Raw genomic sequence first — 14158 nt, 5'->3', positions numbered from 1 at the left:
TCGTTCAAAAAGGGAGTATGATTCATGGCATTCGATGGACTATTTACAAAAGCAATGGTAGAAGAATTAAAGGAAGCCTTGACAGGCGGCCGAGTCAACAAAATTCACCAGCCATTTAAAAACGAAACCATTATGATCATTCGGGCGAGAGGCAAAAATAACCGCCTGCTTTTATCTGCCCATCCGTCTTATGCACGGGTACAGCTGACGGAAAACGTTCAGGAAAATCCATCTGAGCCGCCGCTTTTCTGTGTAATGCTGCGCAAGCATTTAGATGGTGCTATTTTAGAAGACATCCGCCAGTTTGGTCTTGACCGGACCATTTGTTTTGAATTTAAAGGGAAAAATGAAATCGGAGATATTTCCTACAAGCAGTTGTACGTGGAAATTATGGGCCGTCACAGCAATATTCTTCTTGTTGACAAGGAAAAAGGAACGATCATTGACAGCATCAAGCATGTTCCATCTTCTATGAACAGCTACCGGACCATTCTGCCCGGAGCAGCATACGTAGAACCGCCTGCACAAAACAAGCAAAATCCGCTGGCTGCTGATAAGGAAACCATTCAGCGTGCTGTAGATTTTAATGCAGGGAAAATTGCCAAACAGCTCGTGTCAGCGTTTGAAGGCTTTTCTCCGCTTATCAGCAATGAAATTGTCGCCCGCGCCGGCCTTGCTAACCGTGAAACAGTGCCAGCTGCGTTTCTTGACGTGATAGATCCTATAAAAAAAGCTGCGTATTCCCCTGTGATGATTGAAAACGGCGACAAATCATTTTTCTACATGATGGATCTTTCCCACCTAAAGGGAGAGCGCACATTCTTTGAAACGGTTTCTTCGCTCTTAGACCGGTACTATTTCGGTAAAGCGGAGCGTGACCGTGTACGCCAGCAGGCAAACGACCTCGAGCGTTTGATCGGAAATGAGCTGCAGAAAAACCGCACCAAAATCGGTAAGCTGAAGCGCACTCTTCAGGAAGCGGAAAATGCCGGTGAGTATCAGCGCATGGGCGAGCTGTTAACAGCCCATTTATATGCAGTGAAAAAAGGCATGACAGAAATTGACGTTGTAAATTATTATGATGAAAATGGAGCAACAGTGACGATCCAGCTTGATCCGCAAAAAAGTCCGGCTGACAATGCACAAAAGTACTTTTCACGTTATCATAAAGCAAAACATGCGGTTGTAGCGGTGCAGGAGCAGATCGAAAAAACAAATGAGGAAATTCAATATTTTGAAGCCCTCCTTCAGCAGCTTGAATCAGCTTCTCCACGGGATATTGAAGAAATTCGCGAGGAGCTCGCTGAAGAAGGCTACTTAAAAGCACGGCATATCAAGAAGAAAAAGAAAGTGGACAAGCCGGTCATTGAAGAATATATGGCCACAGACGGAACGCTTATTTACGCGGGTAAAAACAACCGCCAAAATGATTATTTAACGAATAAAGCAGCACGCCGGGATGATATCTGGCTTCATACAAAAGACATTCCGGGATCGCATATTGTGATTCGTTCAGACGATCCGTCGGAGGAAACGATTTTAGAAGCTGCCATGATTGCTGCCTACTACAGCAAAGCAAAAGACTCTTCTTCTGTTCCAGTTGACTACACAAAAGTACGCCACGTGAAAAAACCGTCCGGTGCAAAGCCCGGTTTTGTGATTTACGATAATCAGCATACGGTGTATGTTACCCCGGATGAAGGGAAAGTCATGAAAATGAGAAAGTGAGCGCACCCGCTCACTTTCTTTTTATGTGTCGATCCAAAATCGTTTGACGACGGTTCCATCTTCCTCTATAAAGTCCCGATCGGCGGTACCGCCATTTTTTACAATGGTTTTAAAAGACCCGATATTGTCTTCGTCACAAACAACCAAAACCCGCTCGATACCGAGCTCTCTTGCTTTTTGAATTGACAGTCCAAGCAAGGAAGCCGCATAGCCCCTTCTTCGTTCAGAAGGCCGGATACCGTAACCGACGTGCCCGCCGCTGTTTCGCAAAAAAGGTGTTAAAGCATGGTGGATATTGACAACGCCAAGGACTCGCTTCCTTTCATCAATCAGCCCGTATGTGGAATCAGGCACCCAGCCGGCTGGAATACGGATGGCCTTTTCATTGTCCCGCAGAAACTGAAGCATTTCTTCAAAATGGGATGGATCCCGTTCAATCACCGACGGTATCATCTTTTCACCGCTTGCTTCCCATTCTTCATAAAACGAGCGGTATTCTTCTTTTAAATGAGAAGAGGGATTTATTAATTTTACCTTGTATTCTGCCACATCGATTCCTCCCGCCGATAAAATTGACACGATTGTATCATATTTTTCCAAACAAAAAAGCGGCCGTGATCAATCACGGCCGCCTGGAAATTAGTTGATGCCCCATGCATCGGGCGCCTGTTTCCATTTTTTCAGCGTTTCGATGTCTTCTGTTTTTACGTAATTCTTTTCAGCAGCAACTTCAATCAGTGCATCATAATCACTTAGCGCAACAGCTTTTAATTCTGCTTCCGCCAGGCGTGCATCTCCTTTTGGCAGTCCATATGTAAAGATGGCTGCTACGCCTAAAACGTCACATCCTGCTGCACGGAGCGCCTCTGCTGCCGTGATCGCGCTGCCGCCTGTTGAAATCAAATCTTCAATGACGACTACTTTTGAGCCGGGCTCCGCTTTTCCTTCAATCTGGTTGCCTTTGCCATGCTCTTTTGCTTTTGAGCGCACATAGCACATTGGCAAATTCAATACGTCTGAAACCCAGGCAGCATGCGGAATGCCTGCTGTTGCAGTGCCGGCAATGATTTCTGCTTCCGGATATTCTTTTTGGATCAGTTCTGCCAGTCCAGCAGCGATCTTTTGGCGCGTTTTCGGATACGATAATGTTAAACGATTATCGCAATAAATGGGTGATTTCATGCCGGATGACCATGTAAACGGATCATTTGGCTGTAAAAAAACCGCACGGATTTCGAGTAATTCTTCTGCAATTTGCTTTTTCATTTTATGCTTGTCCTCCCCAGAGTGCTTTCACATGTTGATAGGCTGCAACCGGGTCGGCTGCTTTTGTAATTGGACGCCCTACTACAATCATCGTTGAACCGATTTTACGCGCTTCAGACGGATCCGCAATACGCTTTTGATCGTCTGCCTGCCCGTCTTTTAAGCGAATGCCAGGTGTTACTTTGTAGAATGCTTCCCCGCATGCTTCGCGAATAGCCGCTGCTTCTAAAACAGAGCAAACCACTCCATCACAGCCGGCTTCCTGCGCTTTTTGGGCATAATGGCGGACAGACTCCCCGAGCGGAACCTTGATTAATTGATCCTGCTGCATCGCTTCTTCCGATGTCGAAGTCAGCTGCGTAACCGCAAGCAGTACAGGCCGGCTGCCTTGAGCACCTGCATCCAGGCCTTCGCGGGCACGCTTCATCATTTCAACTCCGCCGGCTGCATGGACATTAATCATATCCACGCCAAGCGCCGCCAGGCCTTTCATGGCTTGTCCTACTGTATTAGGAATATCATGAAGTTTTAAATCGAGAAAAATACGGTGATTCATTTGTTTCAGCTGTTCAATAATGAACGGCCCATTTTGCAAGTAAAGCTCCATCCCTACTTTTACGTAAAGCTGCTCTCCGCGAAAGGGCACAAAAAATTGCTCGGTTTCCTGCCAAGTCGGGAAATCGAGTGCAATAATCGGTTCTTTTTCCATTATTTCCAGCTCCGTCCTTTTAATTCACTAATATGATCTACATTATGAGCTTCTAAGTACTGATCCAGCTCTGCAATTAATTCCGGACAGATAAATGGATTTACAAAGTTTGCTGTGCCAACTGCCACGGCATCTGCACCCGCTAAGTAAAACTCAATCACATCTTCAACGTTTGAAATACCGCCCATGCCGATGATTGGCAGATTCGTCTGCTGGCTTACTTCATACACCATACGAATCGCTACCGGTTTTACGGCTGGACCTGACAAACCGCCTGTCCGGTTCGATAAAATTGGCCGTCCTGTTTTCAAGTCGATACGCATGCCAATTAATGTGTTGATCATTGTAATGCCGTCTGCGCCGCCGTCTTCTACCGCTTTTGCCATCTCGACAATATTGGTTACATTAGGCGACAGCTTTACATATACAGGCACCTCAGACACTTCTTTTACTCGTTTCGTTAACTCTTTTGCTGTTTCTGGTACGGTTCCAAAAGCAATTCCGCCTGTTTTAACATTCGGGCAGGAAATATTGAGTTCCAATGCATGAACGTTTTCTACTTTAGAAATCTCTTTGGCTACTTGAACGTAATCCTCTGTTTGCGAGCCGGCTACGTTGGCAATAATCGGCACGTCAAACTGTTTGAGCCACTCGAGTTCATTGGCGATTACTTTTTCCAATCCGGGGTTTTGAAGCCCGATCGCATTCAGCATACCGCCCGGTGTTTCTGCTACACGAGGTGTTGCATTCCCATAACGCGGTGCTTCTGTTGTTGCTTTGATCATGATGGCCCCAAGTGTGCTTAAATCAAAGAGCTGGCTGAATTCGCGGCCAAACCCGAAGCAGCCGGATGCCGGCATAACCGGATTTTTAAGTGACAAACCTGGAAGATCTAGTGCTAATCGGCTCATAACGCCACCTCCCCGGCTTTAAATACTGGACCGTCGCTGCAGATTTTCAAGTACGCCGTTCCTGTTTCATCCGCTGCCGGATGACATACGCAGGCAAAGCAGGCACCAATCCCACAGCCCATCCGCTCCTCAAGAGAAATAAAACCGCGCGGCGCGGCATGAAGCTTTTCAACCGCTTTTAACATAACAGTTGGACCGCAGGAGTAAAATACGTCTCCCCGCAGTCCGTGTTTGTTTACAATATCCGTTACAAATCCCTGTTCACCAAGTGAGCCATCTACTGTTGCGACATATGTTTCACCCAGGTCAGCAAACTGTTCTGTATAAAACGCAGCTTCCTTGTTTTGAAAGCCAAGAACATGAATGGTCTTTACGCCTTTTTCATTTAAGCGGCGTGATAGTTCATAAAGCGGTGGAACACCGATGCCGCCGCCGATTAACAGGGCAGTTTCTCCAGGAGCTGCTGCTTCAACCGGGAAACCGTGGCCAAGTGGACCGAGAACGTCCACCTGGTCACCGGATTGCTTGCGGGAAAGTGCAGTGGTTCCTGCACCTTCCGCCCGGTAAATCATCGTAAATTCCTGCTTATCGTGTTCAACGCGCGCAATGCTGATTGGGCGGCGAAGAAGGGGCATCATTTCTTCGCTCGCTTTTAAATGGACAAATTTGCCCGGCTGGTCGATTTGATCAACCAGCGCCCCTTTTAATGTCATTTCAAAAATATTTTTAGCGATTTCCGATTGGGAAACAACCGTCATCAGCTCTTTTTGAATCATGAATGGACCGCCTCCAATGCCGGCTTTGGCATTGCTTCTGCATTAAAGATCATTGATTCAAGCACTTCTAAAATCGCGGTTGCTGTATCAAGTGACGTTAAGCATGGAATACCGTTTTCTACTGATTCACGACGGATACGGAAGCCGTCACGCGCCGGCTGCTTGCCTTTTGTAAGAGTATTGATAATAAACTGCGCTTCGCCTCCGCGAATCACATCCAGCATATCTGGACCTTTCGCGCCGATTTTGGCCACGGTTTGTACTGGTACGCCTGTCTCGCTGATCATCTTGGCTGTGCCATGTGTAGCCAGCAGCTGGAAGCCAATATTGTGGAAGCGTTTTGCGATTGCCAGCGCTTCTTCTTTATCTTTATCAGCAACTGTCAGGAGAACAGCTCCTTTAGTTGGAATCTTCATACCGGATGCCACAAGCCCTTTGTAAAGTGCTTTTTCAACCGTTGCATCTTTCCCCATTACTTCACCCGTTGATTTCATTTCAGGGCCAAGCGTTGTATCTACACGGCGAAGTTTCGCGAATGAGAACACAGGAACTTTTACGTAAACACCTGATTTTTCTGGAACAAGGCCTGATTCGTAGCCCATGTCTTTTAATGACTGTCCCATGATCGCTTTTGTTGCAAGGTTCGCCATCGGTACATTCGTAATTTTGCTCAAGAATGGCACCGTCCGGCTTGAACGAGGGTTTACCTCGATTACAAATACTTCACCTTTTGAAATAACATATTGAATATTGAGCAGGCCGATAATGTTTAAGCCTTTGGCAAGCTTTGTTGTATACTCGATAATTTTTGCTTTTTGATCATCTGTCAGCTTTTGTGGCGGATATACGGCGATCGAGTCACCAGAATGGACACCTGCACGCTCGATGTGCTCCATAATTCCTGGAATGACTACATCTGTGCCGTCAGAGATCGCATCTACTTCAATTTCTTTACCCGTTAGGTAACGGTCAATCAAAACTGGATGCTCTGGGTTGACTTTTACAGCATTTTGCATGTATTGAAGCAATTCTGCTTCTTTATAAACAATTTCCATTGCACGGCCGCCGAGCACGTATGACGGACGAACAAGAACTGGATAACCGATACTGTTGGCAATCTCAACGGCTGCATCTACTGAGAAAGCTGTTCTGCCAAGCGGCTGCGGGACATCAAGCTCCTGCAGAGCCTGCTCGAACTTATCACGGTTTTCTGCACGGTCTACATCTTCAAGGCTTGTGCCGAGAATTTTTACACCGTGTTCTACTAGCTGGCCAGCTAAGTTAATCGCCGTTTGGCCGCCGAACTGTACAACAACACCTTCTGGTTTTTCCAGATCGATAATGTGCATGACATCTTCGATTGTTAACGGCTCGAAGTAAAGCTTGTCAGAGATACTAAAGTCTGTTGAAACCGTCTCAGGGTTGTTATTAATAATAATCGCTTCGTAACCTGCTTCTTTCAGCGCCCATACAGAGTGTACCGTTGCGTAGTCAAACTCAACACCCTGTCCGATACGGATTGGACCAGAGCCAAGTACGACAACGGACTTGCGGTCTGTTACAATTGATTCGTTTTCTTCTTCATATGTGCCATAGTAGTATGGTGTTTCTGATTCAAATTCTGCCGCACATGTATCAACGGTTTTGAAAACAGGGACAATGCCGTTTTCTTTACGCCAGTCGTACACTTCTTTTTCAGAAACGCCCCATGCTTTTGCAATGGTTTTATCGGCAAATCCAAGCTGTTTCGCTCGTTTCACAACCTCATGGTTAAATGGATTGCTTTCGACTTCTTTTTCGTATTTGACGATGTTTTCAAACTTCTTCAGGAAGAACAGGTCAATTTGGCTCCACTCATGAATCGTTTGGATTGTGATGCCGCGGCGAAGTGCTTCACCCAGATAGAACAAGCGCTCGTCTCCTGCTTTGCGAATCCGTTTTTCAAGAAATGCATCGTCTTTATCAGCCAGCTCATCGAGCGACAGATGGTATACGCCGCTTTCCAGTGAACGGACTGCTTTCAGCATTGACTCTTCAAATGTACGGCCAATTGCCATAACCTCGCCTGTTGCTTTCATTTGCGTACCTAATGTACGGTTTGCGTTCTCAAATTTATCAAACGGCCAGCGCGGGATCTTAGAAACAACATAGTCAAGGGCCGGCTCAAAGCAAGCGTACGTTTTGCCGGTAACCGGGTTCATCATTTCATCTAGTGTTAAGCCGACAGCAATTTTTGCTGCCAATTTTGCAATCGGGTAGCCCGTCGCTTTTGATGCAAGCGCAGATGAACGGCTTACACGCGGGTTTACTTCAATGATGTAATATTGGAAGCTGTATGGGTCAAGTGCAAGCTGAACGTTACAGCCGCCTTCAATTCCGAGCGCGCGAATAATTTTTAAAGACGTGTTGCGGAGCATTTGATACTCGCGGTCTGTCAACGTCTGGCTCGGCGCTACAACAATCGAATCCCCTGTATGAACCCCAACCGGGTCAATGTTTTCCATGTTACAAACAACGATTGCATTGTCATTTGAATCGCGCATCACTTCATATTCGATTTCTTTGAAGCCGGCAATGCTTTTTTCTAGAAGACACTGTGTAACCGGGCTTTGTTTCAAGCCGTTTGTTACGGTTTCAATCAGTTCTTCTTCGTTTTCGCAAATTCCGCCGCCCGTACCGCCAAGTGTATAAGCAGGGCGTACGATAACTGGATAGCCAATTTGCTCAACAAAGGCATACGCTTCATCTAAAGTGTGGATAATTTCACTTTCCGGCACCGGCTCGTTTAATTCATTCATTAATGAACGGAACAAGTCGCGGTCTTCCGCCTGCTCAATCGCTGAAAGCTTCGTACCAAGAACTTTTACGTTGTACTCATCCAGCACGCCGGCATTGGAAAGCTCGACTGCCATATTCAACCCTGTCTGGCCGCCAAGCGTTGGCAAAATCGCGTCCGGACGTTCTTTTTGAATAATGCGGCGGACAAACTCAAGCGTGATCGGTTCAATGTAAACTGCATCCGCAATTTCCGTATCCGTCATGATCGTTGCCGGGTTTGAGTTTACGAGAATAACCCGGTATCCTTCTTCTTTTAAAGCGAGACATGCTTGTGTCCCTGCATAATCAAATTCTGCCGCCTGGCCAATTACGATCGGGCCGGAGCCAATCACAAGTATACTTTGGATGTCTGTATGTTTAGGCATGTTGTGTCTCCTTTGCAGCGTTTGTTTTCATTAAGTCAATAAAGCGGTCAAATAAAATATTGTCATCTTCTGGTCCTGGTGAAGCTTCTGGGTGATATTGCACAGTGAAAGCAGGGTACTTTTTATGAGCCAGCCCTTCAACTGTTCCATCATTAAGTGCAACATGTGTTACCTTCAAATCCGTATTCGCAATTGATTCTTCGCTTACAGCAAACCCGTGGTTTTGAGAAGTGATCGCTGTACGTCCTGTTTCAAGGTCCTTAACCGGATGATTCGAACCGCGGTGGCCGAATTTCAGCTTGAATGTATCGGCACCGGAAGCAAGAGCAAACAGCTGGTGGCCAAGGCAGATACCGAAAATCGGCACCTGACCGATAAGCTCACGAATCGTTTCGATGGCATGCGGCACATCTTTCGGGTTGCCCGGTCCGTTTGTCAGCATGATACCATCTGGTTTAAACTGCATAATTTCTTTTGCTGTTGTATCATGCGGTACGACTGTTACATCGCAGTTACGGTTGTTTAATTCACGTAAAATCCCATGCTTCATACCAAAGTCGATTACGACAACCCGGAAACCGCGTCCCGGACTTGGATAAGCGGACTTTGTAGAAACCTGTGCAACCTGATCGTTTGACAGTACTGTTGCCTGAAGACGTGGAATCACATCCTCAGGATTTACATCCGCAGAAACAATCGCTCCTTTAAGGGCACCGTGCTGGCGGATAATTCGCGTTAATTTGCGTGTATCAATACCGGAAATAGCCGGAATATCTTTCATCTTTAAATATTCATCGATTGAAAATTCAGTTCTGAAGTTTGAAGGAAAATCTGCTGCTTCCTTCACAACGAGTGCTTTTACAGCCGGCTGAATTGTTTCAAAGTCGTCACGGTTAATACCGTAGTTGCCAATAAGCGGATAAGTGAATGTAACAATTTGTCCGCAGTAAGATGGGTCGGACAAGGTTTCCTGGTAACCTGTCATACCTGTTGTAAAAACCACTTCGCCCGTTACGTCTTTTTCACTGCCGAATCCTTCACCAGCAAATACTGTGCCATCTTCTAAAATAAGCTGTTTTTTCATTCGTTGATCATTCCTTCCTGCCATACAAGATTTCCTTCAAAAAACGTTGCCGCCGGCCACCCTGAAAGTACGCGGCCTGCAAATGGTGTGTTTTTACCTTTTGATAAAAACGTCTTTGGATCTACTTCTTTTTCGCTATCCAGATCAATAATGGTAAGATCAGCGCTGGCACCTTCTTCGAGGCGGCCATACGGCAGATTAAAGACTTCAGCCGGTTTCACCGTCATCCAGTCTACAAGCTGCTTCAATGTAATCACACCTTTTTTCACTAGCTCGGTGTACAGAAGCGGAAAAGCTGTTTCGAATCCTGTAATGCCGAATGGTGCTTTGAGAATGCCTGCTGCTTTTTCTTCTGCTGTATGCGGTGCATGGTCTGTTGCGATAAAATCAAGCGTTCCGTCAAGCAGCCCTTCAATAAGAGCCTTTCTATCTTCCGCCCCGCGAAGCGGCGGGTTCATTTTAAAGTTAGGATCCTGTCCGGGGATATCCATATCCGTGAGTACAAGATGGTGCGGTGATACTTCGCCAGTTACCCGAATGCCCGCTCTTTTTGCATCGCGAATCGTACGGACCGATTCTTTTGTGCTGACGTGGCAGACATGGTAGTGACAGCCTGTATTTTCTGCAAGCAACACGTCTCTTGCAATTTGAACGGCTTCGCAAATGGATGGAATGCCCGGCACGCCTTCACGTTTAGCATATTCACCGTCGTGAACAGCGCCCCCATAAATTAAGCTGTTGTCTTCACAATGTGCTACAACCGCCATATCAAGAGCAGCTGCCTGCTTCATTGCAGCATGCATCATGCCTGCCTCTTGAATGCCGACTCCGTCATCTGTAAAAGCAAATGCCTGGTTTTCCTTGAGTGCTTTAAAGTCAACAAGCTCTTTGCCTGCCTGGCGGATTGTAATAGATGCATACGGCAGCACACGAATTTGTGCATTTTCCTCAATAAGTGTATTCACTTTTTGAAGATTTGCTTCTGTATCTGGTACCGGCCGGGTATTTGGCATAGCCGCGATCGTTGTAAATCCGCCTTTAGCGGCTGCTTTCGTTCCAGTTTCAATTGTTTCTTTGTGCTCGCCGCCTGGCTCACGCAGATGCACGTGCAAATCAATCAGGCCGGGTGCAATGAGCTTGCCGCCCGCATCGATTGTTTCTTCGCCGTTTTCTGCGAGGCCAGCGCCGATTTCAGTAATCTTCCCATCTTGAATGCGGACATCTGCTCCGGTTAATTCACCGTTTTCTGTTAAGACTTGTCCATTTTTAATTAACCAGTTCATTTGCCAATCTCCCCTCAAGCACTTCTTTTAAGACCGCCATGCGGACATATACACCGTTTTCCATTTGTTTAAAGATGCGGGACCGTTCGCATTCAACTAAGCTGTCAGCAATTTCTGCATCCCGATTTACTGGAGCTGGGTGCATAATAATGCTTCCCGGCTTCATCCGGCTCTCCCGTTCCTCTGTTAAACCGTAACGGATATGATATTCTTCTTTTGTCATCGACGAAGCGACCTGATGCCGTTCGTGCTGGATACGCAGCAGCATTAAAGCGTCCACCTGCTCAACTAATTCGTCGATTTCAACGAACCCTCCTGACTGGAGGAAATCCTCTTCAAACCATTCAGGAGGACCTGAAAATTTCACATCTGCACCAAGTCGTCTCAGTGCCTCTGCGTTGGAGCGAGCTACCCGACTGTGCCGGATATCGCCGACAATGCCGATTTTCAAGCCTTCGAACGTGCCAAACTCCTGCTGAATGGTTAGAAGGTCAAGCAGGCATTGGGTTGGATGCTGGCCGCATCCGTCTCCTGCGTTAATGACCGGAATATCGATATGGCCAACCAGTTCGTCGTAGTAAGCATCGGCTTCGTGACGGACCACCACTGCGTTAACGCCAATGGCTTCGAGTGTGCGAACTGTGTCGTATAATGTTTCTCCTTTTAAAACACTTGAACTCCCAACATCAAACGGGATCACATCCAAGCCGAGTTTTCTCTCTGCCATTTCAAAGCTTGTTTTTGTCCGCGTGCTTGCTTCAAAAAACAAATTCGCGACATACTGTTTTTCATGCGGTGTCCAAACTTCGCCTTCCGCAAATTTCTGCGCCTGCATTAATATTAACAAAATTTCATCTTTATGCAAATCCCTAATTGAAACTAAATTTCTCAGCATCGATTTTTACCTCCGTTTTCATAAAAAAAACACCCTGGTTTCAGGGTGTTTTTTCGTTTTACAGCATAACGAAGCTGTTCTGCGCACAGGCGCAGACCGATTTCACCCTTAAATGCCTCTCGTGCATTTTTAAAAGGTTGTCAATGTTCATCCAGCCTCACAGGGCCATTACTAAACATTCATTCTTTATTCATAAATACTTATACGATCTTCTTCATCCACTTCTTCAAGTGTGACCACAATCCGCTCAGTTTTCGCTGATGGAATGTTTTTCCCGATATAGTCGGCCCGGATCGGCAGTTCACGGTGTCCTCTGTCAATAAGTGCCGCCATTTGAATGTGGGAAGGGCGTCCAATGTCCATGATGGCATCCATTGCAGCCCGGACAGTGCGGCCCGTATACAAAACATCATCTACAAGAATCACCGTTTTGCCGTTTAAATCAACCGGTATGTCAGATCCTTTTACTTCAGGATCATCGTTTTTTGTTTTTACTGTTAAATCGTCCCGATACAGCGTAATATCAAGCTCTCCGACAGGGATGCGCTGTCCTTCAATTTGAAAAATGCGCTCAGCAAGCCGCTGTGCCAGGTAAATGCCCCGTGTTTTAATGCCAATAAGCACACAATTTTCAATGCCTTTATTTCTTTCAATAATTTCGTGTGCGATTCTTGTTAATGCCCGGCGAATCGCCTGCTGATCAAGTACAACCGCTTTTTCCATGAAAAAAGCCTCCTCACCCGGTGTGGGCGAGAAGGCATAGTGGTTCCTTGAAAATGGCATACTCATGCCATTTCATATCCGATTCCTTCCCAGCCTCACGGGACTGTTCTTAAAGGTTCTTATTCAACTGAGTTCATTGTATCGATAAATTCGACAAAAGTCAATTCTTTTTCCGTAAGTCATCAACTAAATTTGTAAACTCTTTAGGTGCCGGTGCTTCAAACTCCATATATTCATTCGTACGCGGGTGAACAAAGCCCAATACGCCTGCATGAAGTGCCTGGCCGTCAATGTCAAGTGTTTTTCGCGGTCCGTATTTTGGATCTCCGGCAAGCGGGAAACCGATATACTTCATATGAACACGGATTTGGTGGGTACGCCCTGTTTCGAGCTCACATTCCACCAGCGTAAAGTCCCGGAAACGCTCAAGCACCTGAAAATGCGTCACAGCTACTTTACCGTGATCTACAATCCCCATTTTTTGCCTGTCTTTCGTATCCCGGCCGATCGGGGCATCGATAGTGCCATAATCATGAGAAATAATACCGTGTACGATCGCCTGGTACTTACGTGTCACCGACTTTTCGACAAGCTGATTCACTAATTTTTCATGTGCCATATCATTTTTAGCGACCATGAGAAGACCAGATGTATCTTTGTCAATCCGGTGGACAATACCCGGACGCATCACACCGTTAATACCAGATAAGTCTTTGCAATGGTACATTAAACCATTCACAAGCGTTCCCGTCGTATGCCCGGGGGCCGGATGCACAACCATGCCGCGCGGCTTGTTGACCACGATGACGTCTTCATCCTCGTAGTAAATGTCCAGCTTCAGGTCTTCTGCTTCAATATTCAGTTCTTCAGGGTCTGGAATGTCAATGGTCACTTCATCTCCTGCTGCCGCTTTGTAGTTCGCTTTGACCGGCTGACCATTGACTAGAACGCGCCCTTCCTTAAGCCACTCCTGCACCTGCGAACGGGAATACTGCTCCTCTTGAGCTGCGGTGAGTTTATCAATCCGGCTCCCGTTTTCTTCTTCACTTACTGTAAACTGTAATGATTTCATATTATGCCTTCTTTCCTTTTCGATCTTCTATTAGCATGGCAGCAAACAGCAAAATAACACCGATCGTTAACGCCGCATCGGCAATATTAAAAATGGGAAACCGGTAGCCGAAAATAAACGTCTGCACAAAATCAACCACTTCCCCGCGGATCAGCCGGTCAATAAAATTGCCTAATGCTCCCCCGAGCAAAACAGCTAGGGAGATTTTCATTAACGGTTTTCCCTTTGCTTCTTTTTGCATAAAGTAAATAATGCCAACCACTACAATAGCTGTAATCAGATAAAACAGCCAAAATTGACCTTCAAGCATTCCCCATGCTGCTCCCCTGTTTCGGTGCGAAGTAATATGAAAAAGATTGTCCATAACCGGCACACTTTCCCCTATTTCCATTGATTTCACAATAAGCCACTTTGTCCATTGGTCAAGCAGAATGATGAGCAGCGACAATACGTAGTAATACATATTTTACCTCCAACGCTGAAAAGAGGTTAGCGGTTTTCTTAGCTA

13 protein-coding genes are annotated in these 14158 nt (G+C 46.2%); 1 reads left to right on the top strand and 12 read right to left on the bottom strand.

Going from position 1 to position 14158, the window contains the following annotated elements; genetic code table 11:
• Positions 1-24 precede the first annotated feature (24 nt).
• Positions 25-1728: an Rqc2 family fibronectin-binding protein gene (locus RIN81_RS01955; RefSeq protein WP_309087042.1), complete on the top strand. Its 1704-nt coding sequence runs from the start codon at positions 25-27 to the stop codon at positions 1726-1728.
• A gap of 21 nt (positions 1729-1749) precedes the next feature.
• On the opposite strand, the gene RIN81_RS01950 is transcribed toward RIN81_RS01955, so the two are convergent.
• From RIN81_RS01950 to lspA, 12 genes are all read right to left on the bottom strand, one after another.
• Positions 1750-2277: a GNAT family N-acetyltransferase gene (locus RIN81_RS01950; RefSeq protein ID WP_309087041.1), complete on the bottom strand. Its 528-nt coding sequence runs from the start codon at positions 2275-2277 to the stop codon at positions 1750-1752.
• Between the two features lie 90 nt (positions 2278-2367).
• Entirely contained in the window at positions 2368-2994 is a 627-nt protein-coding gene (gene pyrE, locus RIN81_RS01945) for an orotate phosphoribosyltransferase (protein ID WP_242232101.1), read from the bottom strand.
• Position 2995: 1 nt separating this feature from the next.
• Complete coding sequence (gene pyrF / locus RIN81_RS01940) at positions 2996-3703, bottom strand: orotidine-5'-phosphate decarboxylase (protein WP_309087040.1); 708 nt, start codon at positions 3701-3703, stop codon at positions 2996-2998.
• The gene (locus tag RIN81_RS01935) at positions 3703-4614 is read right to left on the bottom strand and encodes a dihydroorotate dehydrogenase (protein WP_309087039.1); all 912 of its coding nucleotides are present in this window, start codon (positions 4612-4614) and stop codon (positions 3703-3705) included. Before RIN81_RS01935 ends, pyrF begins: the two co-directional genes overlap by 1 nt.
• On the bottom strand, positions 4611-5390 hold the full coding sequence (locus RIN81_RS01930; RefSeq protein WP_309087038.1) for a dihydroorotate dehydrogenase electron transfer subunit: 780 nt from the start codon (positions 5388-5390) through the stop codon (positions 4611-4613). Before RIN81_RS01930 ends, RIN81_RS01935 begins: the two co-directional genes overlap by 4 nt.
• Positions 5387-8593: a carbamoyl-phosphate synthase large subunit gene (gene carB / locus RIN81_RS01925; RefSeq protein ID WP_309087037.1), complete on the bottom strand. Its 3207-nt coding sequence runs from the start codon at positions 8591-8593 to the stop codon at positions 5387-5389. Before carB ends, RIN81_RS01930 begins: the two co-directional genes overlap by 4 nt.
• The gene (locus RIN81_RS01920) at positions 8586-9677 is read right to left on the bottom strand and encodes a carbamoyl phosphate synthase small subunit (RefSeq protein WP_309087036.1); all 1092 of its coding nucleotides are present in this window, start codon (positions 9675-9677) and stop codon (positions 8586-8588) included. The genes carB and RIN81_RS01920 overlap by 8 nt, the downstream gene beginning before the upstream one ends.
• Positions 9674-10960 (bottom strand): dihydroorotase, encoded by a 1287-nt coding sequence (locus tag RIN81_RS01915; RefSeq protein ID WP_309087035.1) that lies wholly within the window; start codon positions 10958-10960, stop codon positions 9674-9676. The genes RIN81_RS01920 and RIN81_RS01915 overlap by 4 nt, the downstream gene beginning before the upstream one ends.
• On the bottom strand, positions 10944-11852 hold the full coding sequence (locus RIN81_RS01910; protein ID WP_242232454.1) for an aspartate carbamoyltransferase catalytic subunit: 909 nt from the start codon (positions 11850-11852) through the stop codon (positions 10944-10946). Before RIN81_RS01910 ends, RIN81_RS01915 begins: the two co-directional genes overlap by 17 nt.
• A 189-nt stretch (positions 11853-12041) precedes the next feature.
• Positions 12042-12578 carry a bifunctional pyr operon transcriptional regulator/uracil phosphoribosyltransferase PyrR gene (gene pyrR / locus RIN81_RS01905; protein WP_251270319.1) on the bottom strand — a complete coding sequence of 179 codons (537 nt, stop codon included), beginning with the start codon at positions 12576-12578 and terminating at the stop codon, positions 12042-12044.
• Between the two features lie 160 nt (positions 12579-12738).
• The gene (locus RIN81_RS01900; protein WP_309087034.1) at positions 12739-13650 is read right to left on the bottom strand and encodes an RluA family pseudouridine synthase; all 912 of its coding nucleotides are present in this window, start codon (positions 13648-13650) and stop codon (positions 12739-12741) included.
• A 1-nt stretch (position 13651) separates the two neighbouring features.
• Positions 13652-14113, bottom strand: a complete 462-nt coding sequence (lspA, locus tag RIN81_RS01895; RefSeq protein ID WP_309087033.1) for a signal peptidase II — start codon at positions 14111-14113, stop codon at positions 13652-13654.
• Positions 14114-14158: the final 45 nt, after the last annotated feature.

It is taken from the genome of Domibacillus sp. (assembly GCF_031181085.1).
In the GTDB taxonomy this organism is placed as follows: domain Bacteria; phylum Bacillota; class Bacilli; order Bacillales; family Domibacillaceae; genus Domibacillus.
This window is presented reverse-complemented; position numbering and strand designations above follow the sequence as displayed.

Excerpts from the sequence above, each read along its gene's own strand:
- pyrE (WP_242232101.1), bottom strand. The coding sequence starts at position 2,994 with ATGAAAAAGCAAATTGCAGAAGAATTACTCGAAATCCGTGCGGTTTTT.
- RIN81_RS01920 (WP_309087036.1), bottom strand. The coding sequence starts at position 9,677 with ATGAAAAAACAGCTTATTTTAGAAGATGGCACAGTATTTGCTGGTGAA.
- RIN81_RS01900 (WP_309087034.1), bottom strand. The coding sequence starts at position 13,650 with ATGAAATCATTACAGTTTACAGTAAGTGAAGAAGAAAACGGGAGCCGG.
- RIN81_RS01955 (WP_309087042.1), top strand. The coding sequence starts at position 25 with ATGGCATTCGATGGACTATTTACAAAAGCAATGGTAGAAGAATTAAAG.
- RIN81_RS01935 (WP_309087039.1), bottom strand. The coding sequence starts at position 4,614 with ATGAGCCGATTAGCACTAGATCTTCCAGGTTTGTCACTTAAAAATCCG.
- pyrR (WP_251270319.1), bottom strand. The coding sequence starts at position 12,578 with ATGGAAAAAGCGGTTGTACTTGATCAGCAGGCGATTCGCCGGGCATTA.
- pyrF (WP_309087040.1), bottom strand. The coding sequence starts at position 3,703 with ATGGAAAAAGAACCGATTATTGCACTCGATTTCCCGACTTGGCAGGAA.
- lspA (WP_309087033.1), bottom strand. The coding sequence starts at position 14,113 with ATGTATTACTACGTATTGTCGCTGCTCATCATTCTGCTTGACCAATGG.
- RIN81_RS01930 (WP_309087038.1), bottom strand. The coding sequence starts at position 5,390 with ATGATTCAAAAAGAGCTGATGACGGTTGTTTCCCAATCGGAAATCGCT.
- carB (WP_309087037.1), bottom strand. The coding sequence starts at position 8,593 with ATGCCTAAACATACAGACATCCAAAGTATACTTGTGATTGGCTCCGGC.
- RIN81_RS01915 (WP_309087035.1), bottom strand. The coding sequence starts at position 10,960 with ATGAACTGGTTAATTAAAAATGGACAAGTCTTAACAGAAAACGGTGAA.